The organism is Zemynaea arenosa (assembly GCF_004614185.1).
GTDB lineage: Bacteria > Pseudomonadota > Gammaproteobacteria > Burkholderiales > Burkholderiaceae_D > Telluria > Telluria arenosa.
In genome coordinates, this window is record NZ_SPVF01000147.1 from 1 (window position 1) to 23047 (window position 23047).

The 23047-nt window shown below is 66.5% G+C and carries 18 protein-coding genes and 1 pseudogene; 10 read left to right on the plus strand and 9 right to left on the minus strand.

The window, feature by feature from the left end:
- Positions 1-192 precede the first annotated feature (192 nt).
- Complete coding sequence (locus E4L96_RS11770; protein ID WP_135207414.1) at positions 193-1725, minus strand: XrtA system polysaccharide chain length determinant; 1533 nt, start codon at positions 1723-1725, stop codon at positions 193-195.
- Positions 1726-2081: 356 nt separating this feature from the next.
- Here E4L96_RS11770 and E4L96_RS11775 point away from each other — a divergent pair, with 356 nt between their 5' ends.
- From E4L96_RS11775 to E4L96_RS11800, 6 genes are all read left to right on the plus strand, one after another.
- Positions 2082-2852 (plus strand): S1 family peptidase, encoded by a 771-nt coding sequence (locus tag E4L96_RS11775; protein WP_135207415.1) that lies wholly within the window; start codon positions 2082-2084, stop codon positions 2850-2852.
- Positions 2853-2938: 86 nt separating this feature from the next.
- Positions 2939-3562 (plus strand): XrtA/PEP-CTERM system exopolysaccharide export protein, encoded by a 624-nt coding sequence (locus tag E4L96_RS11780; RefSeq protein ID WP_135207416.1) that lies wholly within the window; start codon positions 2939-2941, stop codon positions 3560-3562.
- 200 nt (positions 3563-3762) lie between these two features.
- Positions 3763-4380: a hypothetical protein gene (locus tag E4L96_RS11785; protein ID WP_135207417.1), complete on the plus strand. Its 618-nt coding sequence runs from the start codon at positions 3763-3765 to the stop codon at positions 4378-4380.
- A 1-nt stretch (position 4381) separates the two neighbouring features.
- Positions 4382-4672 (plus strand): HPr-rel-A system PqqD family peptide chaperone, encoded by a 291-nt coding sequence (locus tag E4L96_RS11790; protein ID WP_135207418.1) that lies wholly within the window; start codon positions 4382-4384, stop codon positions 4670-4672.
- 10 nt (positions 4673-4682) lie between these two features.
- Positions 4683-5594 carry an HprK-related kinase A gene (locus E4L96_RS11795; RefSeq protein ID WP_135207419.1) on the plus strand — a complete coding sequence of 304 codons (912 nt, stop codon included), beginning with the start codon at positions 4683-4685 and terminating at the stop codon, positions 5592-5594.
- Entirely contained in the window at positions 5591-6703 is a 1113-nt protein-coding gene (locus E4L96_RS11800; RefSeq protein ID WP_135207420.1) for a nucleotidyltransferase domain-containing protein, read from the plus strand. Before E4L96_RS11795 ends, E4L96_RS11800 begins: the two co-directional genes overlap by 4 nt.
- A gap of 148 nt (positions 6704-6851) precedes the next feature.
- Here E4L96_RS11800 and E4L96_RS11805 read toward each other — a convergent pair whose 3' ends face one another.
- Entirely contained in the window at positions 6852-7724 is an 873-nt protein-coding gene (locus E4L96_RS11805) for a PEP-CTERM sorting domain-containing protein (protein ID WP_135207421.1), read from the minus strand.
- Between the two features lie 304 nt (positions 7725-8028).
- Between E4L96_RS11805 and E4L96_RS11810 the strand changes: the two genes are divergently transcribed.
- Positions 8029-8874, plus strand: a complete 846-nt coding sequence (locus tag E4L96_RS11810; protein ID WP_135207422.1) for a ThiF family adenylyltransferase — start codon at positions 8029-8031, stop codon at positions 8872-8874.
- Between the two features lie 21 nt (positions 8875-8895).
- Here E4L96_RS11810 and E4L96_RS11815 read toward each other — a convergent pair whose 3' ends face one another.
- The 7 genes from E4L96_RS11815 to E4L96_RS11845 form a co-directional block, all read right to left on the minus strand.
- Positions 8896-9675 (minus strand): PEP-CTERM/exosortase system-associated acyltransferase, encoded by a 780-nt coding sequence (locus E4L96_RS11815; RefSeq protein ID WP_135207423.1) that lies wholly within the window; start codon positions 9673-9675, stop codon positions 8896-8898.
- 43 nt (positions 9676-9718) lie between these two features.
- A complete protein-coding gene (locus E4L96_RS11820; RefSeq protein ID WP_135207431.1) occupies positions 9719-10552 on the minus strand; it encodes a PEP-CTERM/exosortase system-associated acyltransferase in 834 nt (277 codons plus the stop codon).
- A gap of 210 nt (positions 10553-10762) precedes the next feature.
- Entirely contained in the window at positions 10763-13531 is a 2769-nt protein-coding gene (gene prsT, locus E4L96_RS11825) for an XrtA/PEP-CTERM system TPR-repeat protein PrsT (RefSeq protein WP_135207424.1), read from the minus strand.
- A gap of 134 nt (positions 13532-13665) precedes the next feature.
- Positions 13666-15519, minus strand: coding sequence for an asparagine synthetase B family protein (locus E4L96_RS11830; RefSeq protein ID WP_135207425.1), 1854 nt, complete (start codon positions 15517-15519; stop codon positions 13666-13668).
- 39 nt (positions 15520-15558) lie between these two features.
- Entirely contained in the window at positions 15559-16821 is a 1263-nt protein-coding gene (locus E4L96_RS11835; protein ID WP_135207426.1) for a pyridoxal-dependent decarboxylase, exosortase A system-associated, read from the minus strand.
- A complete protein-coding gene (locus tag E4L96_RS11840; protein WP_135207427.1) occupies positions 16818-18401 on the minus strand; it encodes an acyl-CoA ligase (AMP-forming), exosortase A system-associated in 1584 nt (527 codons plus the stop codon). The genes E4L96_RS11835 and E4L96_RS11840 overlap by 4 nt, the downstream gene beginning before the upstream one ends.
- Before the next feature lie 76 nt (positions 18402-18477).
- Positions 18478-19971: a lipopolysaccharide biosynthesis protein gene (locus tag E4L96_RS11845; protein ID WP_135207428.1), complete on the minus strand. Its 1494-nt coding sequence runs from the start codon at positions 19969-19971 to the stop codon at positions 18478-18480.
- Between the two features lie 288 nt (positions 19972-20259).
- On the opposite strand from E4L96_RS11845, the gene E4L96_RS11850 reads away from it, so the two are divergent.
- From E4L96_RS11850 to E4L96_RS11860, 3 genes and pseudogenes are all read left to right on the plus strand, one after another.
- On the plus strand, positions 20260-22500 hold the full coding sequence (locus E4L96_RS11850; RefSeq protein ID WP_135207429.1) for a GNAT family N-acetyltransferase: 2241 nt from the start codon (positions 20260-20262) through the stop codon (positions 22498-22500).
- Between the two features lie 36 nt (positions 22501-22536).
- On the plus strand, positions 22537-22782 hold the full coding sequence (locus tag E4L96_RS11855) for an acyl carrier protein (RefSeq protein ID WP_135207430.1): 246 nt from the start codon (positions 22537-22539) through the stop codon (positions 22780-22782).
- A pseudogene (locus tag E4L96_RS11860) lies at positions 22779-23047 on the plus strand (hydrolase 2, exosortase A system-associated); the annotation flags it as partial. The gene E4L96_RS11855 and the pseudogene E4L96_RS11860, both read left to right, overlap by 4 nt.

Sequence of the window (23047 nt, forward strand, 5' to 3'; positions counted from 1 at the left end):
AGGCGGGACCGGCGCCGGGGCGCTGACGGGGGCGGCTACCGGGGCGGCCGCCTGCGGCGCCACTGGCGGATCCAGCACCTCCACGTGCGCTTCGACGATGCGCGCGGCGGGCGCGGCGGCTTCCGGTTTCTTGCTGCCGATCCGGTTCGCGGCTTTTTCGATAATGCTCACATTCGCTCCTGGTGGCTGCGCTTACGCGGACGCGTGGATCAGAGTGATGGCCATGACGCCGGCATACAGCCCGAACAGCATCACCACGGAGGCGCTGAACGCATACAAGCGGCGCTTGCGGCGCACCTTCTGCTCGTCGGTCCAGTTCATGCCGATGGCGCCCAGGATCGGCAGGCCGGTCACGTCGCGCAGCGCGGACTGGCTGAGGAAGGTCGGACGGATCTGGCTCATCAGCAGCGCGATGCCGAGGCCGGCGCCGAGCGCGACCACCAGCACCACCGAGTACAGGCGCGGGCGGTTGGGCCCGGCCGGCAGCAGCGGCGCGGTGGGCGGATCGATCACGCGGAACGACAGCATGTCGGTGGCCGAGGTCAGGTCGCCGGACAGCTTGGCGGCGTCACGCTTGGCGACCAGCTGCTCGTAGTTGGCCTTGTTGACCATGTAGTCGCGGTTCAGCTGGGTCAGCTGGGCTTCCACCTCCGGGGCCGCGGTGCTCAGCGACTTGACTTGGCCGAGCCTGGCCTGCAGCTCGTCCACGCGGGCCTTCAGGCTGGCCACGCGCGACTCGGCCATCGACAGCTGCACGTTCATCTGCTGCAGCATCGGCGAGTAGTTGGCGCCCGGGTCGCCGCTGCGCTTGCGCTGCTTGGCTTCCGCTTTCTTCTGGTCTTCCAGCTGGGTGATCAGACGTTTGGTCGCGGCGACGTCCGGGTGATTGTCGGTGTACTGCAGACGCAGCTTGTCGAGGTCCTTCTGCAGCGCGCCGATGCGGGCGTCGAGTTCCGGATTGATCGAGGCTTCCACCTGTTCCGTGACCGGCACCGGGTCCTCGCCGGTGATCTGGCGCTTGATGGCGTTGCGGGCCTGCTCGGCCTCCAGGTATTCGAGCTTGGCGGCCTGCAGCTGGTCGGCCAGCTCGCCCATCTTGGTGCCGTAGTCGCTGCCCGAACGCGGCAACAGGCCGAAGTTGCGGATCTTGAAGTCCTTCAGCGCGTTCTCGGCGGCGGCCAGCTTCTCTTCATAGGCCTTGATCTGGTCGTCGATGAACTGGACCGCCTTTTCGGAGTCCTGTTTCTTGCCGCCGAACGAGCCTTCCACGAAGATGGTCAGCAGGGACTGCACCACGTCCTTGCCGAGCTTGGGATTCGGGTTGTTGTAGGAGATCGTGTAGATGTCGTCGCGCTCGGTACCGGCGATGGTGATCTTGGACATCAGCTCATCGACCATCTTCTCGTGGTCCTTGACCGACTTGGCCTTCACGTCCAGGTCGACCATGCGCATCACGCGCTCGACGTTGGGACGGCTGATCAGGGTGCGGCGCATGAAGGTGACCTGCTGGTCGACCGGCGGCAGGGTGGTCATCCCGGCCAGCAGCGGACGCAGGATCGACTGGGTGTCGACGTAGACGCGGGCCGAGGACTGGTAGTCGTTCGGCATGAAATACACCACCGTCCAGCCAATCAGCGCCACCACCCAGGAAATTGCTACCGCATACCAGCGGTACTTGCCGATTGCCTTCAGGAAGGTCATCAGCATGGCCATCAATTCAGACATCGTTCTTTCTCTCGCCGGAGGGGCAGCGCCGCGGGCGCCAATCTTGTTGAAATTGCACTAAATCAACGTTCGCCATCATACACCAGATCGCTTGCCTGTAGACAAAGTGTGTCTGCCGGACACAGCGATCCGAACCGCACAGGTTACCGGAAGAATCCGCTCTTGCCTACTTTAATGTTTATCAAAGTGAAATTATTGTTCCGCTCACGCAACGGTCGAGGAACTGTTATCAAGAATGAACCAAACTTGTGTCGGGACGTTGACATTCGCGGTCTCGAACCGCTCCCGGCGGTCACAAATCCTTACTGTTCTGGTATCGTGGTTTGGATTTCCTTCCTGCACGTACGAGGCCCGCCATGCCGAACCTGTTCCGCCGCACCCTGCTCCTGGCCGGCCTGGCCCTGCTCTGCCTGAGCGGCCCGGTCGGCGCGGCCGACATGGTGCGCGCTATTGCCGCCGTAAAACCCTCGATCGTCGCGGTCGGTTCGTACATGCGCACGCGCAGCCCGTCGGTGAATTTTTCCGGGACCGGCTTCGTGGTCGGCGACGGCCTGGACATCATCACCAACGCCCACGTCATCCCGCCGTTCGTCGACACCGAAAAGAACGAGCAGGTCGGGATCGTGGTCGGCGCCGGGGACCAGTTCGAATTCCGCCCGGCCATCTCGGTGCAGCTGGACCGCGAGCACGACCTGGCCCACATCCGCGTGGGCGGCAAGCCGCTGCCCGCGCTGGCCATTGGCGACGCCGGCAGCCTGGCCGAGGGCCAGCAGCTGGCCTTCACCGGCTTTCCGCTCGGGATGGTGCTGGGCCTGCACCCGGTCACCCACCACGCGATGCTGTCGGCCATCACCCCGATCGTGATTCCCTCCATCAGCGCGCGCCAGCTCGACGCCCGCCAGATCGCCAACCTCAAGAAGCCGCCGCTGACCATCCTGCAGCTGGACGGCACCGCCTACCCCGGCAACAGCGGGAGCCCCGTGTACGACCCCGAGACCCGGGCCGTGGTCGGCGTCATCAATATGGTGTTCGTGAAAGGCCTGAAGGAAACGGCGATCACCAGCCCCAGCGGGATCACATATGCGATTCCCGCAACATTCATCCGCGATCTACTGCAACAAAAGTAGCTCCGAGGGAAAAAACCAATGGTATTATTGCAACCTCTTACGGCAAGCTGAGCCGTGCACGACATATCGCAAAACGAGGACCTTCCGTGAACACTCTGCACAAACTCTTCGCATGGCTGGCGGTTGCGGCCTCGGCCCTGGCCCTGGGCGGCTGCGCCAGCACCAGCGGCACGCCCGCGCCCAAGATGGACGCGGCGGCACCCTCGCCCGACTACGTGATCGGCCCGGGCGATTCGGTCAACATCACCGTCTGGCGCAACCCGGAAGTGTCGGGTGCGTTCCCGGTGCGTCCGGACGGCAAGCTGACCGCGCCGCTGGTGGAAGACCTGCCGGCCGCGGGCAAGACCTCGACCGAACTGGCGCGCGACATCGAGAAGGCGCTGGCCAAGTTCATCCAGCAGCCGGTGGTGACCGTGATCGTGACCGGCTTCGTGGGCACGTATGACGAACAGATCCGCGTGATCGGCCAGGCCGCCAAGCCGCAAGCCCTGCCCTACCGGCGCGACATGTCGCTGCTGGACGTGCTGATCCAGGTGGGCGGGGTCACCGAGTTTGCCGCCGGCAACCGCGCCTCCATCATCCGCACTGTGGACGGCAAGCAACAGAAACTGAACGTCCGCCTCAACGACCTGATCAAGGAAGGCGACATCTCGGCCAACACCATGATGCGGCCGGGCGACGTGCTGGTGATCCCGGAAAGCTTCTTCTGACCCAGAGGGACCGACTGTCGGGAAACTTGACATTCACTGCCAAGTTTTTGAGCAGGTGCAAGCTTCCCGCCCAGCGCGCGAGCCAAGTTCTTGATTCGCAACAAAAAATAATCGTGGACATTTTTATGGTACAGAAATTGCTTCGTCTGTATCATAAACATGCAGCGGCCTGACCGCTCCAACGAACGAGGGATACTGACGTGGCAACCGAACAACAGCCAGAGGGGCTCGACCCCACGCTGCCGGACAACCTGGACCAGGACGGACTGGACCGCGCCGGTGCGGCGCGCCGCCGCTTCGCCAAGGCCGGCCTGGGCGCGTCGGGCGTCCTGATGACGCTGGCCAGCCAGCCAGGCATGGCCACTGAACTGGTGTGCCGCGCGCCGTCGGGCTACCTGTCCGGCAAGCTGACCAGCCAGAAGATCGACAACCTGGTCTGCGTCGGCCGCTCGCCGGGCTACTGGAAGAACTGCGCCAGCTCGTCGTGGCCGGCCAACTGCACCAAGGCCACCCGCTTCAAGGACATCTTCTATTGCGGCGGCGGCTACACCAAAGTGCCGTACGCATCCAAGTTCCTGCTCAACACCACCACCTGCGGCCTGCTGCTGGATCCGCAGACCTGGGACGTCAACAAGGTGGCCAACCACATCATCGCCGCCTACCTGAACGCCCGGACCGGCAAGACCTCGTTCCTGACCGCCGACCAAGTGCGCGCCATCTGGAAGGAATACTGGATGACCGGGGTGTACAAGGTGAACGCGACCGTCACCTGGAACGGCGCCCAGCTGGTCGACTACCTGACCCGCACGCAGGGCTGAGTTGACCGCCACTCCGGCCGCCTGGCAGCTGGCGCCGGGCCTGCAGCTGCACATCCGCACCTGGGAGGGCGAACATGCCCTCTACAACAACCTCACCGGCGACACCCACCTGCTGGGCGCCCCGGCGATTCACATTCTCGATGCTCTCAGGCACAATGCGGCCAGCCCGGCCGAGTTGCAGGCCCAGCTGGCGCAGGCGCTGGAGCTGGACGCCGCCGAGCCCGGCCTGGCCGAAGAACTGGACACCCTGCTGGCCAGCCTCCACAGCCTCCACCTGATCGAACCTGCCTGAAGCGTTCCACATGACCCATGTGTCCGCCCTGAGTTCCGCGCAGCTGCGCCGCCGGCTGGCGGGCGAGGGCATCTGGCTGCGCACCGGCCCCTTCGTGACCCGGCTGCGCACGCGCATTGCCAGCGTGGCGGACGGGCTCGGCCTGCTGTACGGCGACTATCCGCTGGAGAGCCCGGAGTTCGCCGACTTCCACCTTGAGATGCGCGCCCCCGGCGGCGTGCGCCGCGTCTGGCATCCACAGGTGCGCTTCGTCTACGACGGCCATCAGCCGTTCCGTCCGCTCCCGCTGAACCACGCCTTCCCCGCCTTCGAGTGGGGCATGAACTGGTGCGTGGCCGCGCACGCCCTCGGCTGGCTGGTGATCCACGCCGCCGTCATCGAACGCAACGGCCGGGCCGCGATCCTGCCCGCTCCGCCGGGCTCCGGCAAGAGCACCCTGTGCGCGGCCCTGGTCCACCGCGGCTGGCGGCTGCTGTCGGACGAGCTGGCCATGGTGCGGCTGGGCAGCACGGACATCGTGCCGAACCCGCGCCCGGTCAGCCTGAAGAACGCCTCGATCGGCATCATGCAGGACTACCTGCCCGGCTGCGTGATGAGCCCGCCCGTGCGCGACACCGACAAAGGCACCGTGGCCCACCTGAAGCCGCCGCCGGATGCGGTGGCGCGCGCACTCGAACCGGCCGCGCCCGGCTGGGTGGTCTATCCGCGCTGGCAGGCCGGGGCGGAGGCCGCCTTGACGCCGGTGCCCCGCCCGCGCTCCTTCATGCGTGTGGCCGAGAACGCGTTTAACTACAGCCGCCTTGGCGTCCACGGCTTCGACACCCTGGCCGGGCTGATGGACGCGAGCGACAGCTACGAATTCACCTACAGCCGCCTGGACGATGCGGTGGCGGTGTTCGAGCGCCTGGCGGAGGGCGCATGACGGACGCGCTGGCCATCCGCGTGTGGCGCGAGCCCGGCCTGCTGGGCCGGCTGAATCTGGCGGACTGGGACCTGCTGCTGCGCCAGTGCGCCGAGACCCAGCTGTCCGGCAGCCTGCTGCGCAAGGTGGAGGACGAGGGGCTGCTGGAGCGCATCCCGGCGCCCGCGCGCGAGCATCTGCTGTGGACCCGGGTGGCGCTGGAACGCCACGAGCAGGCCGCCCATTTCGAGCTCACGCGGATCCGCGCCGCGCTGGCCGAGGCGGGGGTCGAACTGATCCTGATGAAAGGCGCGGCCTACCTGGCGGCCGGCCTGCCCGCGGGGCGCGGCCGCCTGTTTTCCGACATCGACGTGCTGGTCCCCAAGGACCGCCTCGATGAGGTGGAAGCGGCGCTGATGCTGCACGGCTGGGCCACTACCCACCACGACGCCTACGACCAGCGCTATTACCGCAGCTGGATGCACGAGATCCCGCCGCTGATGCACTACCGGCGCCGCAGCGTGATCGACGTGCACCACACCATCCTGCCCGAGACCGCGCCAGTGCATCCGGATCCGGCCAAGCTGCGCGCGGCCGCCGTACCCGCCGCGCCGGGCTACCGCATGCTGGCCCCGGCCGACCTGGTGCTCCACAGCGCGGTGCACCTGTTCTTCGACGGCGAATTCGACAAGGGCTTGCGCGACCTGCTCGACCAGCACCGGCTGCTGCTGCACTTCGGCGCCGATCCGGCCTTCTGGCCGGCGCTGCAGGCGCGCGCCATCGAGCAGGAACTGACCCGGCCGCTGTTCTACATGCTGCGCTACGGCGCGCGGATGCTGGGCACGCCCGTGCCAGAGGCCGCCATGGCCGCCGCCGCCCAGGCGGGCGCGCCGAACCCCCTGCTGCTGCGGCTGATGGACGCCCTGTTCCTGCGCGCCCTGCAGCCGGACCACCCGAGCTGCGCCGATGCCCTCACCGGCGCGGCCCGCTTCTGCCTCTACGTGCGCGGCAACTGGCTGCGCATGCCACCGCTGCTGCTGGCGCGCCACCTGTTCCACAAGGCCTTCATCTCGCCCCGCCAGCAGGACGAGCAGCCGCCTGACCTGCACCAGCCCGAACCCCAGCCCTGAGCGGCCTCCGCCTCATTGCACCGGACCCGGCCGCGCGTCCGGCGCGCCCATGAAAAAATCCCCGCGGTGCTTGCGCACGCAGCGGGGATTCAAGAGAAAACCGCCAGGCTCGCGCCCGGCGGTTCTGTCGAAGGCCGTGATGGTCGAATTACTTCGACTTGCGGCGGCGCAGGCCGGCGATGCCAGCCAGGCCCAGGCCGAACACGGCGATCGAAGCCGGCTCCGGCAGAGCGTTCGCCTGCACGTCACCGGTCGCGTCCACGGTCCAGCCGGCAGCTGCGGACTGGGCGCTCGGAGCGTAGGTCACTTTCAGGAACATGTCGTGCGCGCCACCCTTCGGATCGAATTCCGAGTTGGTGTTCAGCTGGGCGGCCAGCGAACCGCCGGTCACGTCCAGGAAGCCTTGGCCCACACCGGCCAGGGTCACGTCGCCGAACTGCGAACGGTAGGAGTAGCCGTTCAGGGTTGCGCTACCCGACACTTCCGGGGAGAACACAGCCGACAGGGCCAGGGTGCCGCCGGTGATGCCGGTGTACTTGGTCGGATCCACCAGATCGCGGCCGGTCGGGCCGAGAGCGCTGTTGTAGTTGGCCGAGTTGTAGTACATGTTCAGCCAGCCGCCGGTGCCGTACGCGGTCACGACGTTCTCTTCGTCGCCAGCGATCACGGACACGCGGGTGTCAGAGATGCCGCCGAACACGCCGGTCAGGTACTGGCCACCCTGGCCTGCGGTGAAGATGAGGCCGCCGTCGGAGACGCGCGAGATCGACTGCACCGAGAAGATACCCCAGGTGTCTTCGCTGCCGAACGAACGGGCGGCGTGGTTGGTGGCGTTGGTGTCGCAGGTGGCGACGGTGTTGCAGACCACGCCCGCGCCGGTGTAGCCGGTGGTGCCGGCGTCAAACGCGTTGATGGTGATCTTCAGGTCGCCTGCGGTCAGGGTGATTGCGCTGGCCGGAGCTGCTGCGCCGACTGCCAGAGCTGCACCTGCCAGGACGCTTGCAATTTTGTTCAGTTTCATTTTTTGATTCCCTCACAAGAGTTGGTTCACGGCTTCTACGACGAGCTATAAAGCACAACGCGTGCCAGCTTAAAAAGTTCCGTGTAAGTCATTGATTTTAAACAGGCAATCTTTTGACCGTCCTCAAACCATCCATGATGGGAAATGCAACTGTAAAGAATCTCGACAGAGTGAACGTGAGGTAAAGCACATAGCTTGCCCCCACTGCGGGTGCCTTGACTCGTCTGCAACACAAAAACATGGCCTGCGTGGACAGAACTGCACTACCATTATGGGTGTTTCCCAACCCCAACAGCGAGCTCCCATGGCCACCTTCAACTACGATACCTTCGTCACCCGCAACAACGGTTATATCCCGACGGACCTGCAGGAGAAGATCCGCAATACGCGCGTGCTGTTCGCCGGTTGCGGCCTCGGCTCGGGCCCGGTGATCTGCGCCGCCCGCACCGGCTTCCAGAATTTCGTGCTGATCGATGGCGACACCGTCGACGCCCATAACCTGAACCGCCAGTTCTTCGATTTCGAGGACGTTGGCGCCTACAAGGTCGAGGCCCTGAAGAAGCACATCCTGCGCATCAACCCGGAAGCCAAGGTCGAGGCGCACGTGGCCATGCTGGACAAGAACAACGCCGCCGACCTGGTTAGCCAGGTGGACATCATCTTCGACACCATCGACTTCGTGGACCTGGAAGCGGTGCTGGGCCTGCACGGCAATGCCGCGGCCCAAGGCAAGCCGATCTTCACCGCGATGAATGTCGGCTTCGGCAGCGCGGTGCTGTACTTCCCGCCGAACTCGGGCAATTCGCTCCCGGAAATCCTGATGCGCGACGTGGAAGCGGCCGCCGCCGAGGGCAACTTGAACTACACCGCCGTGTTCGGCCGCGTGATGGCGCGCATCGGCGCCCACCTAGACGAGACCGTGGTGCGCGAAGTGGCCAAGGCCCTGACCATCATGGATGACGGCAAGCCGTGCCCGGCCTCGCAGATCGCGGCCGGCAGCTTCGGCGTGGCGGCGCATGCGATGACCATGTTCTGCGCGGCGATGGCCGGCGAAAAGCTGCCGACCGCACCGTACATCGCAGTGCACAGCTTCAAGACCAACGTCACCAAGCAGATCAGCATCGCGGACGGCAGCCTGTATCAGGGCTGACCCTGACAGCCGGGCTCGCTCTCAGGCGGGCTCGGCAAACCAGGTGGCCAGCGCGGGATTGCTGGCCGCCAGATTCTCATACAGGGCGTGCAGGTCGAGGATATAGGGCGTGACCGCCCCGTAGTAATCGCATTGCGGCCCGATCGGGCGGAAGCGGAATCCCATCCGCTCCAGCGAGCGCGCCAGCGCCCGCTCCATCGCGGCCAGCCAGTAGCGCACCCCGTTGGCACGGCTGTAGCGGTACATCTCACGGTACAGCCCCAGCAGCAGCATCGGCGATTCCCGGCTGCGCAGCGCATGCGGCGGCGGCTCCTCGATCTCTTCCAGGCTCAGGCGGCCTGGCATCCCCCACAAGGAGTCGGACCGCCGCCGGCGGTGCGTCTTGCGCACGGCCAGCCGTGAGATTTCGGCAGTTTCCGCGGTGGGCGGCAGCGTCACCTCCGGATACAGGCGGCAGTGGCGCTCCAGCGGCCACTCCTGCTCCCCGGCGGGTGGGCGCACCAGCCGCACCGTGCCCACCAGCGTCTCGTCGATGCTGTAAGCGGCGAAATGATGCGAACAGGCGTCGTACTCGTCGAACTCCATCTGGGCATGGAAATCGGCCGGGTCCAGAAACGCGCATTCGAGGCAGTAGACCTCGTAGCGCAAGCGGAAGATATCGCGCGGCACATCCGCCATTTTGCTGCCGGCGAAGGAGCGGAACACCTTGCTCGCCAGCTGGTCGGGGGAGGGCGTGAATGCGGGCAGGTCCGGCCGGACGGCCGTCGTGTCGCTATCGGTTTTTCGTAACAGAGGGGCCATCGGGAGCCTAATCCAGAGGCTCCCCGGCGTCCACGGGCCGGGATCAGCGGGTGGAGGAAGAGCCAAACATATTGCCTATCAGGGTCTTCAACAAGATCCAGATAGGGATGCGCTCGTCATTAAACCATGCCGCAAGAAATTTGTTCTCCAATTGTAACCGTGCGTTCAGGTCATTCAAATCGGCAATAAATGGCGTCACCGGGCCATAGTAGTCGGTCTGGGGGCCGATCGGCACAAATTCGAATCCCATCTTCTCCAGCGACTTGGCGAGCGACCGCTCCATGGCGGCGTACCAGTAGCGGATGCCGTTGGCACGGCTGTAGCGGTACATTTCGCGGTACATGCCCAGGATCAGCAAGGGGCTGTTGCCGCGCTTTTCCTTGCCGATGATCGGCTTCGGCTTCACATCCGACAGCTTGCCCTTCTCGCGGAAATCTTCCGAGATACCTTCCATCGAGTCGCCGCGCCGGCGGCGGTGGGTCTTGCGCACCACCAGGCGGGAGATCTCGGCGGCCTGCTCGCGCGGCGGGAACACGAAGTGGTCGAACGGCGCGCAGTGACTCTGGAACGGATAGACCTGATCGTCGGCCGGCTGCACCAGGCGCACGGTCCCGACGATGTCCTTGCGGTCGATCGTATAGGCGGCGAAGTGAATCGAGGAGGCGTCGTACTCGTCCGCTTCCTGGCCGTCGTTGTATTCCTTTTCGTCCAGGAAGTGGCACTCGAGGCAGTACACCTCGTAGCGCAGCTTGCGGATGTCCTTGAGCACCGCGGACTCGACCACGTTGCGCAGAACCTTGTCAAAGTCGAAGTACGGAACGAGCAAGTCCCGCCGGCCGAGGAGACGATCGATCATCATTTTGAAGTCGAAGTGCATGAGTTGCAAGAAATGTCAGAGAACTTTCTGGCGGGTAATGAAAGTTCGACAATTGCTGATAAGTCAAGCGTATTCTATTCCAAATGCAACGTTGCGTCTCGCTAAATTTCTCCGTTTGCTACATTTACCCCTTCCGGGAGGCCGAAAAACAGACAGGCCGCAGGCCGCCCCCGGAGGGGCGGCCTGCGGCCCGGTCTGGACGGCGGCCGATCAGAGCTGCTTGAGCAGCGCGCGCGCCTCGTCGGCCTGGGCGAAGCCCTGGTTTTTGGCCAGCAGCTGCTCCAATTCCTTCTTCGCACCGGCCTTGTCACCGGTGCGCGACAGGCTCACCGCCAGGTGGTAGCGCACGTCCGGCAGGTCCGGAGCCAGCTTGCTGGCCTTCTGCAGCAGCGGCAGCGCGCGCTTGTGGTCGCCCTGCTCGGCCAGGATCCAGCCCAGCGTGTCGTTCACGGCCGCATTTTCCGGCGCCAGCTTGAGCGCCTGCTCGGCGGTGGCTGCGGCACGCCCATCCTTCAGCTGCTGGTAGGCGTAGGCCATGTTGTTGAGCGCCGCCACCTGGGTGACCGGCTTGGTGGCCAGCTGTTCCAGGATCGGCAGGGCCTCCTTGTACTGGCGGTTGGCCAGCAGGCGATCGGACACGGCCATCGCAACCATCAGATCGTTCGGGCGCTCCTTGCGCCAGGCGGCCAGGCGCGCGTCCGCTTCCTTCACCTTGCCGGAGGCGGTCATCGCGTTCACCACCTTGATCAGCATGTCAGACGATTTCATGCGGTCGAAGGCCTGCTCGTAGGCCTTCAGCGCCAGCTCCGGCTTGCGCTGCGCCATGTAGATATCGCCTTCCACCGCGAACCCGACCGGCAGGCGCGGGCGCTGTTTCTGCATCGCGCGCGCCACCGCCAGCGCGTCGTCCGGGCGGTTACGGCGCACGTGCAGTTCCACCTGGGCCATCTGCGCTTCGATGAAGTTCGGGTCCAGCTGCAGCGCCTTCTTCAGGTCGTCCTCGGCCAGTGAATCGTTCTTCATCATCATGTGCACGCCCGCCAGGCGCATCTGCGCCAGCGGCGACTTCGGCTGCACGTTCACCAGCTTGCTGAAGGTTTCCAGCGCGCCCGGCAGGTCGGCGCTCGACACCTGGATCTGGCCCAGCAGGTCCAGCAGGTCGGCATTGGTCGGGTTGACGGTCTGGTACTTGCGGATCAGGGTCAGCGCCTTCTGCTTCTCGCCCTGGCGCAGGTAGAAGGTGCCGAGCTGCAGGGCCGGGCCCACGTCGTCCGGGTTCGCCGCGTTGGCCTTCTCCAGCCAGCTGGTGGCTTCCGGCACCTTGTTCTCGCGCAGCGCCAGCGAGGCCAGCGCCGACATGCCGGTCGCGCTCTTCGGGTTCTTGTCGACGAAGGCCTGCAGGCGCTTGCGCGCATCGGCCAGCTTGTTGTCGCCCACGTCCAGCTGCGCCAGGTTGGCCACGGCCGGGAAGTAGTCCGGCTTGGCCGCCACCGCCTTTTCAAAGACCGCCCGCGCGCCCGCGCGGTCCTGCTTGGCCAGCAGCACGCCGCCCTTGATGTTCAGGATGACCGGGTTGTTCGGCGTGGATTTCTCCAGCTTGTTCACTTCGGCCAGCGCCTTGTCGTACTGCTTCAGGCCCATCTCGGTGCGGATCAGCGCCAGTGCCGCATTGGGCGTCTTGGCATCGAGTTCGGCGGCCTTTTCGAGTTCGCGGATCGCGTCGTCGGCATCGCCTTCGCCCAGCTTGGCCAGGCCCAGCGACGTGCGCAGGCTGGCCGCCTGCGGCTCCAGCTTGGCGGCCTTGTCAAAGTACTCCGAGGCCTTACCGAATTCGCGCGCCTCCAGGTGGCCCTGGCCGGCCAGCGCCATCAGCTGCGGGTCGGTGGCGTTGTCCTTGAGGGCCGGGGCCAGCACCGCCAGCGCATCCGGCGCCTGGCCGCCGCGCAGCAGCGTGGCCGCCAGCAGCTTGCGGGCATAGATGTTGTTCGGGTATTTCTCGATGTACTTGCGCAGGTGCTGGTTGGCTTGCTCGTTGGCCCCGGTGTTCACCTCGCAGGCGCCGGCCAGCAGGATGCTCGGATAGTGGTCCGGCACCACGCGCAGCACCTTGGTCAGGATCTCCAGCGCCTTCGCGCTGTGCCCGCGCGTGAACTGCAGCAGCGCGTCGGTGTACAGCACCTGCAGGCTGTTGGGGTTCTGCTTCTTGGCCAGGTCCAGGTCGGCCTGGGCGGCATCGAGCTTGTTCTGTGAGATTTCCAGCGCCGCCTTTTCCACGTAGGCGAAGCGGTGCTCCGGATTCAGCTTGGCCACCTGGTCGAAGGCCGCGATGGCCTCCAGCGGCTTGCCGGTGGCGCGCAGCATCGCGCCCTTGAAGAACAGCGCATCGTCGTTCTTCGGATTCTTGGCGATTGCTTCGTCCGCGTACTTGGAGGCGCTGTCCAGGTCGCGCGTGGCCATCGAGTAGCGCGCCATGCCGATCAGGGCATCCGCGTACTCCGGCTTCAGCTTGAGCGCGGCCTCGAACTGCTCCTTTGCATGCGGCAGGTCGTTCAAGCCCAGGTAGGCCTCGCCGCGCACGGTGATGATCTCGGGCGTGGTGGCGTGGTCCGCGGTTTCGTCCAGCACTTTCTGGAACTGGTTCTGCACGATCATGGCCTTGGCCAGCGGCAGCAGCACACGCTCCTTCGGCACCTTCAGTTCCAGCGCCTTGCGGTATTCCTTCTCGGCCGACAGATAGTCGGAGGTCTTGGTGTACAGGTCGCCCAGCTGGAGACGGACGTCAGCCGCTTCCGGGGACTTGGTGGCCGCGTTCTTCAGCTGGATCAGGGCGGCCTTGTTGTCGCCCTTCTGCTCGTACTGCTTGGCCTCGGCCAGCAGCTGCTCGGTCGATTGGGAGTGGCAGCCTGCCAGGCCGGCGCCGATCAGCAGCGCGCCGGACACGGCGGTCGCCAGCGCGAGGCGTTTGGAACTACGGGACATAAGAACCTCGACAAGATAGTTGAATAAGTACATCAACTATGGTGACACGCAACCGGGCACGGTAGCAATAACAAAGTGTCTGGCGGTGGCAAAACGGCCCCTGCGCGGGTGGCAGTGCATGGGGCCGGGATGGGTCAGGCCTGGGGACGCTGCCGGAACCACTGCTCCATCATCATCAGCACCCACACCATGGTGCCGTGGTAGCCCGCGTGCTCCTTGAGGTGCTGGCCGAGCAGCTGGTCGATGAACTCGGGGCGCACGATGCCGCGCTGGCGCAGGTCCGACAGCGAGTCGGTGGCCAGCGCCTGCAGCTGCGGGTGGCCCTGCAGCCACACGCCGAACGGCAGCCCGAAGCCGTGCTTCTCCTTGGTGATGATCTCCATCGGCAGGAAGTCCTTGAGCGCCTCCTTGAAGAACCAGCGCAGCTGGGTGCCGTTGAGCTTCTGCTGCGGGGTCAGGCGGCCCGAGAAGGCCACCAGCGCATCGTTCAGGAAGGGGAAGGCCACGTCCATGCCGGCCAGCTCGCACGAGCGCACCACCTTGGGCAGGTCGTTGTCCGCCAGCGTGATCTTGAAGTCCAGCGCCAGCATCTTGTTGATGAGGGTCTTGGCTTCGCTGCGGCCGTAGTCGCGCTCCAGGCAGGCCAGCGGGTCGCCCAGGTTGGCCGATTTCAGGAAATCGTCCGTGAACACCTGCGCGGCGCCGTAGCGGCCCAGCAGGTTGTAGGTCTCCAGCCGCGCGGGCATGCCTACCTTGGCCTGCTCGATGTAGCTGCGCGCCTTGCGCACCACCTTGATCGCGTCGCCCGCCGGGAAATTGAAGACCACCGGCTCCAGCAGGCCTTTGCGCAGCACCGCCGGCACCCGGTCGTAGATCGCGAACACGTGCTGCTTCGAATAGCGCTCGTTGCCGCCGAAAAGTTCATCGCCGCCATCGCCGCCCAGCATGCGGGTGACGCCGTCGGCGCGGGCCATGCGCGCGCAGTAGTAGGCGGGCAGCGCGGAGGCGTTCCCGAACGGCTGGTCGTGCACGGCCGCCACCTGCGGGATAGCGGCGGCCACGTCGTCCGGCGTCACGTAGTACTCGTGGTGCTCGGTGCCGAAGTGGCGCGAGGCGATGCGCGCATACTCCATCTCGTCGTAGCCTTGCGCTTCGAAGCCGATCGAGTAGGTCTTGGCGGGCTTGCCGAGAACCTGCGTGAGCATGCCGGAGATGGTGGAGCTGTCGGTGCCGCCGGAGAGGAAGGCGCCGATTTGCGTTCCTTCCGCCGCTTCCGCCACGGCGCTGCGCAGCAGAGACTTGAATTCCTCCTTCAGGGTGCCGAAGGATTCGCCGGCGCCTTCGCCGTGCGTGAAGTCCATGTTCCAGTAAGGCTTGGTCTCCACGCGGCCCTGGCGGTAGGTCAGGCAGTAGCCCGGCTGCAGGCGCTGCACGTGCTTGTGCACCGTGGCCGGGCCCGGGATCATGTGGAAGTAGACGTAGTTGTACAGGCCTTGCGGGTCGATCTCGTGCGGCGTGGCCGGGTGCAGGCCGATGGCATCCATCGTGGTGCCGAACACCAGGGTCTCGCCGGCCAGGCGCCAGGACAGCGGGAAGGTGGCCATGCGGTCGGTGGCCAGCAGCGCCTCGCCGCTCTTCTCGTCGACGATGGCCAGCGCAAAGGCGCCGTGCAGCGCCTCGCATACCGCTTGCGGGGCGCGCCGCCACAGGTCGACCAGGGTCTGGCCGAGGCCCTGCTCACCGGCCTGCGCCAGCAGTGCCTGGTCGCGCAGGGCCACATTGCCCCACAGGGCCAGCGCCACGCCCTCGTGCCGGTACAGCAGCGCGCTGCCCTCCGGCGCGGCCAGCGCCAGCGCGGCGCGGGCCAGCGGCGCCGTCTGCACGGCATGGCCGTCGAAGCGTGCCAGCGGGCCCGCCATCTTCTCGATCACGCCCTGATTGTCGGCGGCGCTGGCGCCGTACCCGATCCATCCACTCAAGCCAGACATGGTATTCCTCGTTGTCTCTGTATTGTTGTGTGCCGCGACTCAGACCAGCACTTCGACCGCATTCGGATGCGACAGGAAGCCGCTCGGGCTGGCCGAGAGGCCATAGGCGCCGGACTGGTAGACCGCCACCAGGTCGCCCACGTCGGCGCGCGCCAGTTCCATCTGGTCGGCCAGCAGGTCGAGCGGAGTGCACAGCGGGCCGACCACGGACACGGTCTCGCGCTCCGTGCCGCGCACCCGGTTGCCGATGACGACCGGGTAGTTCTTGCGGATCACCTGGCCAAAGTTGCCCGAAGCCGACAGGTGGTGATGCAGGCCGCCGTCCGTGACCAGGTAGACCTGGCCGCGCGAGACCTTGCGGTCCACCACGCGGCACACGTACAGACCCGCCTCGCCCACCAGGTAGCGCCCCAGTTCGATCACGATCTCCACGCCCGGCAGCTGCGGCAGCACGTCCGGCAGCATGGCCTTCAGGTTGGCGCCGACGGCGGCCAGGTCGAGCCGCTCCTCGCCCGGGAAATAGGGGATGCCGAAGCCGCCGCCGATGTTCAGCGTCTTGAGCGGCGTGGGCGCATGCGCGGCCAGGCGGATCGCCAGCGCGAAAGTCTTCTCGTGTGCTTCCTGCAGGGCTGCCACCTTCAGGTTCTGCGAGCCGCTGAAGATGTGGAAGCCCTGGAAGTCCAGCTTCAGCTCCCCGATCCGCGCTAGCATCTCGGGCACGCGCTCGGCGTCCACGCCGAACTGCTTGGGGCCACCGCCCATCTTCATGCCGGAGGATTTGAGTTCGAAGTCCGGGTTCACCCGCACCGCCACGCGCGGCACCACGCCGAGCTGGCGGCCGATGATGGCGGCGCGTTCCATCTCGCCTTCGGATTCAAGATTCAGCGTGACGCCCGCGGCGATCGCGCGGGTCAGGTCCGAATCGCTCTTGCCCGGTCCTGCAAAGCTGATGAAGTCGGGCGACATCGGCGTGTCCAGCGCCACCGCCAGCTCGCCGCCGGAGGCGATATCGAGACCGTCGACCAGCCCCGCCATGTGCTGCACCACGGCCGGCATCGGGTTGGCCTTCATCGCGTAGTGCAGGTGGATCTCGGGCGGGAGGTGGCGGCGCAGCTCCTGCACGCGCGCCGTCATGGCGGCGCGGGAGTACACATAGAAAGGGGTCTGGCCCACGCGCGCGGCGAGCCGCGTGAGAGGCATGCCGCCGACCAGCAGCTCGTCGCCCGCGACCTCGAACTGGGTCAGGGGCGCGTGCTGGGGGCGCGGCTTGGCGGCGGGGACTGCAACTGCGGAATTGCTCACTGCGCGTTCTCCATGAAGACATTGGCGTACTGGGTCGACAGCAGCTTGCGGTCGATCTTGCCGTTCGGGTTGCGCGGCAGCGGGGACGGCGCGATCAGCACCTTCTGCGGCAGCATGTACGCTGGCAGGTGCGGCTTGAGGGCGGCCAGCAGTTCGCTGTCGGTCACGCTTGCGCCGTCGCGCGGGTAGGCGATGACGAGGATGGCCTGGCCCAGGGTCGGATGCTCGACCCCGAGGGCGGCCGCCTCGCCGATCTTGTCGCGCGCGTAGACCACTTCCTCGACCTCGGTCGGGCTGACGCGGTAGCCGGAGGTCTTGATCATCTCGTCCGCGCGGCTGATGAAGTACAGGAAGCCGTCTTCGTCGCGGCGCACGGTGTCGCCGGACCAGACGGCCATCTCCACCAGCGGCAGGCCGTATTGCGGCGACACGAAGGGCTTGAAGCGCTCGGCCGTCTTGGCCTTGTCGTTCCAGTAGCCGAGCGACACCAGCGCACCGCGGTGCACCAGCTCACCCGGTTCGTTGGGCGCGCACTCGGTGCCGTCGGGGCGCAGCACCATCACCTCGGCGTTCGGGATCGCCTTGCCCATCGAATCGGGGCGGCGGTCCAGTTCTTCCGGCGGCAGGAAGGTGGAGCGGAAGGCTTCGGTCAGGCCGTACATCAGGAACGGCTTGGCGTTCGGCAGCGCGGCGCGCAGGGCGTCCAGCGTGGGGCGCTGCATGGCGCCGCCGGAATTGGTCAGGTACCGCAGGGTGCAGTCGGCAGGCCACGGCAGCGGCGCCAGCTGGATCCACAGCGGCGGCACCGCGGCCAGGCCGGTGATGCGCTCGGCCACCACGGCTTTCAGCACGTCGCGCGCCAGCAGGTGGTTGATCAGCACCGCGGTCGCGCCCACGTGGAAGGAGGTGGTCAGCTGCGACAGGCCGTAGTCGAACGACAGCGGCAGCACGGCCAGGATGCGGTCGGCCGGGGTGTTCTCCAGGTAGCTGGCCACGCTCTTCGCGCCCGCCACCATGTTCCGGTGCGACAGCACCACGCCTTTCGGGCGCCCGGTGCTGCCGGAGGTGTACAGGATGGCCGCCATGTCGGTGTCGATCACGCGGTGGCCCGGCCGGGCCCCGGCGCCCTGCATCGCGTCCTGCCAGCGCAGCACCTGCAGGCGGGTGAGCTGGGGCAGCTCGCCGCTGCCCGTGACGATCACGGTGTGCAGGTCGGGGCAGCTGGCCAGCGTCTCGCCCAGCAGGCGCAGGCGGTCGGCGGAGGTCACCAGCACGCGCACATTGCAGTCGCTGAGGATGTAGCCGACCTGCTCGGGTTTCAGCAGCGGGTTGACCGGCACGAACACGCCGCCCGCATGGGCCGCGCCGAACATGGCGGCCACGTTTTCGATGTTCTTTTCCAGGTAGACGGCCACGCGCTCGCTCTTCTGCAGCCCCTGGGCCAGCAGGCCGTGGGCGGCATCGGACACGGCCTGCGCCAGCGCCGCGTAGTCCAGGCGGCGGTCGCCATAGACCAGGGCTTCGGCGGCCGGGGTGCGGCGCGCGGACTCGAAAATGAATTGATGGATCAGATCGCTCATGGGAATCCTGTTGTCGTACGGGTCCGTGGCCGTGTGGCCGGGGAATCTTATCAGTTAATTATTCGAAACAAAATCGTCAGCCCAGCCGGATCGCCAGCCCAGCCCGGCCCAGCAGGCGCTCGATGCCGTTCAGGCACACGCGCTCCGGGCCCTCCGGCTTGCCCGACAGCCGCCACAGCACGAACAGCACCAGCCCATACACCACCGCGCCCACCGCCACCGAGGCCAGCAGCGCTGCCACGTAGCTGGCCGTCCCGGACACCGGCAGCGCCTGCTTGAAGCCGAGCAGCGTGGCCGCCATCACAATCCCGGCCGCCGTCGGGCGCCAGGTGCGGGCCAGGTAGCCGAAGGCGGTCAGCTGCAGCTGGCGGGTAATCAGCCACTGGTTCACCGGCATCATCATCACGGCGGTGCCGAGGAAGGCCCAGGCCGCGCCGATGGCGCCATAGTGGGCCGTCAGCGGCAGCACCAGCGCAATCAAGATCAGGAAATGGGTGAACAGGATGCCGGTGATCAGGCGCTGCTTGCCCACTGCCAGGTAGACGTAATTGATATTGGTGTGCAGCGCGCCCAGCATGCCGTACAGCGCCAGCACCTGGATCAGCGGGATCGCGTGCAGCCAGCGCTCGCCGAGCACGGCGGGCACCATCAGGTCGGCCACGCAGGCGATGCCGAGGCCCGCGGGAATGGCGAACACGGCGATCATCGAGATCACGGACAGGAAGCTGTGGCGCAGCTGGGGCAGCTCGTGCGCGACCTTGGCGTAGCCGGGGAAGGCGGCACGGTTGATCGGCGCCACCAGCTCGGTGGTCGGCAGGGTCGAGATCTCGCTCGAAATCGTGTACACACCGACCCCGGCCGCGCCCGCGTATTTACCGATCACCAGTTCGGCCGCGCGGCCATTCAGGAATTCCAGCGCGCTGTTGGCCAGCAGCCATTTGGACGAGTGCAGCAGCTCGCTGCGCGCGGCCAGCGACAGGCGCGGCCGGTAGGTGCTCATGAAGTAGGACAGCGCGACCGAGCCGCAGGTCCCGGCCAGCTGGCCCAGCGCCAGCGCCCAGTAGCTGTGCAGCCACAGCGCGATCGGGATGGTCACCGCCACCGGGGCGGCGCGCTTGGCCAGCATGAACCTGAATTCGCGGTCGAAGCGCATCTCGCGCCGGAACTGCACCAGCCCGACATTGCTGCAGCCCTGGATGGCCAGGCCCAGCGCCAGGACATACATCACGCCCGCCAGGCGCGGCTCGGCATAGAAGCCGGCCGCGGGCCGGGCCAGCACGGCGAGGGTCAGCGCCAGCAGGCCGTACAGGATCACGTTGAGGGTCCAGGCGGTGTCGAACTGGGCGCGCCCGGCCGACTTGTTCTGGATGAGGTGGACGTCGAAGTTGAAATTGATCAGCAGCGCCAGCGCGTTGATGATCATCATCGCGATCGCGATCAGGCCGAAGTCGGCGGGCACCAGCAGGCGCGCCAGCACGAGCGTGCTCATCAGACCGATGCCGCGGTCGATGAACTTGAACAGCACCATCCAGGCCGCGCCCTTGGCGATCTCTTTGTTTGTCTGGTTCACGGGCAGGACGGGACGACCATTGATGTTGGACAAGCGATTTTAGCAGGACTCACGCCAGAAATTGCCCGATTGCTAAAAGCACAGTGGAAATAATCGTGGCACGAATGCAACAACTATTAAAAAAATTGAACCATTGCCGAGCCGTTCTTCCCTCTGGCGGAGCCCTTCGCTTCCTGCGAAGCGCGTCGGAATTCCGCACGCGCACGGTTATACTTGCCGCCGTTCTATGGCATCATTTTGCCTTAACAAAACAGTATTGCGGTAACTCAACCGCTCGGCCGATTCTTCATGCGCAGCGCAGCCCTCGTTCTTGGCACTTGCAGCCACGCCCTGTCCGTCATGCGCGGACTGCACCGCGAGGGCGTGCCGGTGTACGCGCTCGACAGTACTTTGATGGTGGGGTCCGCCAGCAAGGTGATCCGCCACGTGTTTACGGCGCCCGTGCTCGACGCCGGCGCCCTGCCCGATGTGCTGCGTGACATTCGGTCGTCCATTCCGTTCGACCAGGTGGTGCTGTTCGCCACCAACGATAACCATGTGCGCGCACTGGCCAGTAGCTTCGACCAGGTGGCGGACCAGTATCTCCTGAGCTGGGCCGGCCAGGGCCCGGCCATGCTCCGGCTGCAGCAGAAGGAGGAGCTGGAGCCGGTCACCCTGCAGCAGGGCCTGCTCTATCCGAAATCGGCCGTCATCACCAGCGACGCCGACCTCGCGTCGGTGGCCACGTTCGGCTATCCCCTGATCCTGAAACCGGCCCGCCCGCTGTCTTCGTTCAAGACCGCGCTGGCCCACACCCCGGCCAAGCTGGCCGACGTGATTGCCCGCTACCAGGCTGACCTGCCGATCGTGGTGCAGGAATACATCGCCGGGGACGACACCTCGCTGTACTTCGGCGCCCTGGTGCTGGACCGCGGGCGCACTGTGCAGGGCATGGTGGGCCGCAAGCTGGCCTCCTTCCCGCCCGCGCGCGGCCAGACCACCATCGCCGAGACGGTCGAGGAACCCGAGGTGCTGCGCCTGACCGAGCAATTTTTTGCGGGCTTCAACCTGTCCGGCCCCGTGTCGCTGGAGCTCAAGAAAGGTCCGGACGGCCGCTACTGGGTGATCGAGCCGACCGTCGGCCGCACCGACTTCTGGTCCGAACTGTGCATCGCCGCCGGCTTCAACCAGCCGTACCTGGAATTCCTGATCGCCCTCGGCCAGCCCCTGCCAGCGCCCAAGCCGCTGACTCCGGTAGCCTGGTACGACTGCGAGCGCATCCCGCTAGCCTACTGGGAACAGGTGCGCCGCCAGCGCTCCCTGCGTCCGTATGGCAAGCCCGCCTACTTCACCTTCTGGCGGCGCGGCGACATGGCGCCGTTCTGGCGCGCCTGCCGCGCGCTGCTGAGCGCCCGGGTGCAGGCCCGCCTGCAGGGCGGCGAGGGCCCGGAGAGCAAGCTGTTCCCGCTGGACCAGCCGATGCCCTCCGACCTGACCGACTGGCTGGCAGCCCACGCGCCGCACGGCGTGTTCGCCACGCCCGACTGGTTCCGTTCGCTTGCCTCGTTCGAGCGTTCGATCCGCCCGCGCCAGCAAAGCGCCCGCTTCGGCTGGCTGGTGGTGTTCGAGCGCGGCGCGCCGACCGTGGCTGCCCCCGTGGAAGTGCTGCGCGGCCGCGCCGGGCGCTGCGAAGTGCGCCTGCTGTCCAACTACTACACCCCGCGCATCGACCTGCTGTTCGACCAGGACCGCCTGAGCCACCGCGCCGCCTGGGGCCAGCTGCTGCGCGCCTGCCACCGCAACTTCGGCTCCTGGCTGGCGCTCGGCGTCGAGCCGCAGCAGGCTGCCGAGGCGGACGACCTGCAGGCGGCGGCGGCCGAACTGGGCCTGCATTCGACCCGCTACCTGCTGTCCACCAATTACTACGCCGACGTCGAGGATATCGGCCGCTACTGGGCCAACCGGCCCTCGCAGCTGCGCAACACGCTGCGCCGCAAGGGCCGCGTGCTGGAGCGCGCCCAGCACCGCTTCGAGATCACCAGCACGCCCACGCCGGAGCAGATCGCCGCGTACTGGCAGAGCTACCACAAGAGCTGGAAGCACCGCGAACCCTCGCCCGCCTTCATCAATTGGCTGATCGAATGGGGCGCCGCGCATGGCCGCGTCCGCCTGGGCCTGCTGTACCTGGGCGAGCGCGTGGCCGCCAGCCAGCTGTGGCTGGTCGATGGCGGGCGCGCGTATATCTTCAAGCTGGCCCAGGACCGCGACACCGACCGCCATTCGCCGGGCAGCCTGCTGACCGAGCGCATGATCCGTCACGTGCGCGAGGTCGACAATGTGAAAGTTGTGGATTTCCTGCTCGGCACCGATTCGTACAAGCAGATGTGGATGGACCAGTCCACGCCGGTGTACGGTGTCGAGATCGTGAACAACCGCACCCTGGCCGGCAAGACGCTGCTGGCCTACTATGCGGTCCGCAACCGCGTGGGGCGGCGTACCGGCGCGACCGGCGACGCCGCCACCGCGCCCAGTGCCGTGGCGCGCGCCTGACGCGCCGTTTTCTTTTTCTCATCGATGGATTCCTCCATGTACCTCAACGAAGTCCGCACCATCCTCGGCGACGTGCTCGCCCTGCCCAACGCCCAGTCCCTGACGGCCGATTCGGCCCTGCTGGGCAGCGTCCCGGAGCTCGACTCGATGGCCGTCGTCAACCTGATCGGCGCGCTCGAAGAGCATTTCGGCATCGCCATCGACGACGACGAGATCAGCGCCTCCACCTTTGAAACCGTGGGTACCCTGGTCGCCTTCGTGCAGAGCAAAACCGGTCAATGAGCCACACCCCGCCGCGGCCGCCCGCCCAGCCGTTCTTCCTCGGCTCGGGCGACGCGGCGCGCTTCTGCCTGTTCCACCCGCCGGCCGGCCCGTGCCGCGGCGGGTATGTCTACGTCCATCCGTTTGGCGAAGAGATGAACAAGTCGCGCCGTGCCGTGGCCCTGGCCGCGCGCGCGCTGGCCGCGCAGGGGTATGGCGTGCTGCAGGTCGACCTGCTCGGCTGCGGCGACAGCGCCGGTGATTTCGCCGATGCGCGCTGGGACGC

Excerpts from the sequence above, each read along its gene's own strand:
- E4L96_RS11805 (WP_135207421.1), bottom strand. The coding sequence starts at position 7,724 with ATGAAACTGAACAAAATTGCAAGCGTCCTGGCAGGTGCAGCTCTGGCA.
- E4L96_RS11840 (WP_135207427.1), bottom strand. The coding sequence starts at position 18,401 with ATGAGCGATCTGATCCATCAATTCATTTTCGAGTCCGCGCGCCGCACC.
- prsT (WP_135207424.1), bottom strand. The coding sequence starts at position 13,531 with ATGTCCCGTAGTTCCAAACGCCTCGCGCTGGCGACCGCCGTGTCCGGC.
- E4L96_RS11830 (WP_135207425.1), bottom strand. The coding sequence starts at position 15,519 with ATGTCTGGCTTGAGTGGATGGATCGGGTACGGCGCCAGCGCCGCCGAC.
- E4L96_RS11855 (WP_135207430.1), top strand. The coding sequence starts at position 22,537 with ATGTACCTCAACGAAGTCCGCACCATCCTCGGCGACGTGCTCGCCCTG.
- E4L96_RS11795 (WP_135207419.1), top strand. The coding sequence starts at position 4,683 with ATGACCCATGTGTCCGCCCTGAGTTCCGCGCAGCTGCGCCGCCGGCTG.
- E4L96_RS11850 (WP_135207429.1), top strand. The coding sequence starts at position 20,260 with ATGCGCAGCGCAGCCCTCGTTCTTGGCACTTGCAGCCACGCCCTGTCC.
- E4L96_RS11770 (WP_135207414.1), bottom strand. The coding sequence starts at position 1,725 with ATGTCTGAATTGATGGCCATGCTGATGACCTTCCTGAAGGCAATCGGC.
- E4L96_RS11775 (WP_135207415.1), top strand. The coding sequence starts at position 2,082 with ATGCCGAACCTGTTCCGCCGCACCCTGCTCCTGGCCGGCCTGGCCCTG.
- E4L96_RS11800 (WP_135207420.1), top strand. The coding sequence starts at position 5,591 with ATGACGGACGCGCTGGCCATCCGCGTGTGGCGCGAGCCCGGCCTGCTG.
- E4L96_RS11810 (WP_135207422.1), top strand. The coding sequence starts at position 8,029 with ATGGCCACCTTCAACTACGATACCTTCGTCACCCGCAACAACGGTTAT.
- E4L96_RS11820 (WP_135207431.1), bottom strand. The coding sequence starts at position 10,552 with ATGCACTTCGACTTCAAAATGATGATCGATCGTCTCCTCGGCCGGCGG.
- E4L96_RS11815 (WP_135207423.1), bottom strand. The coding sequence starts at position 9,675 with ATGGCCCCTCTGTTACGAAAAACCGATAGCGACACGACGGCCGTCCGG.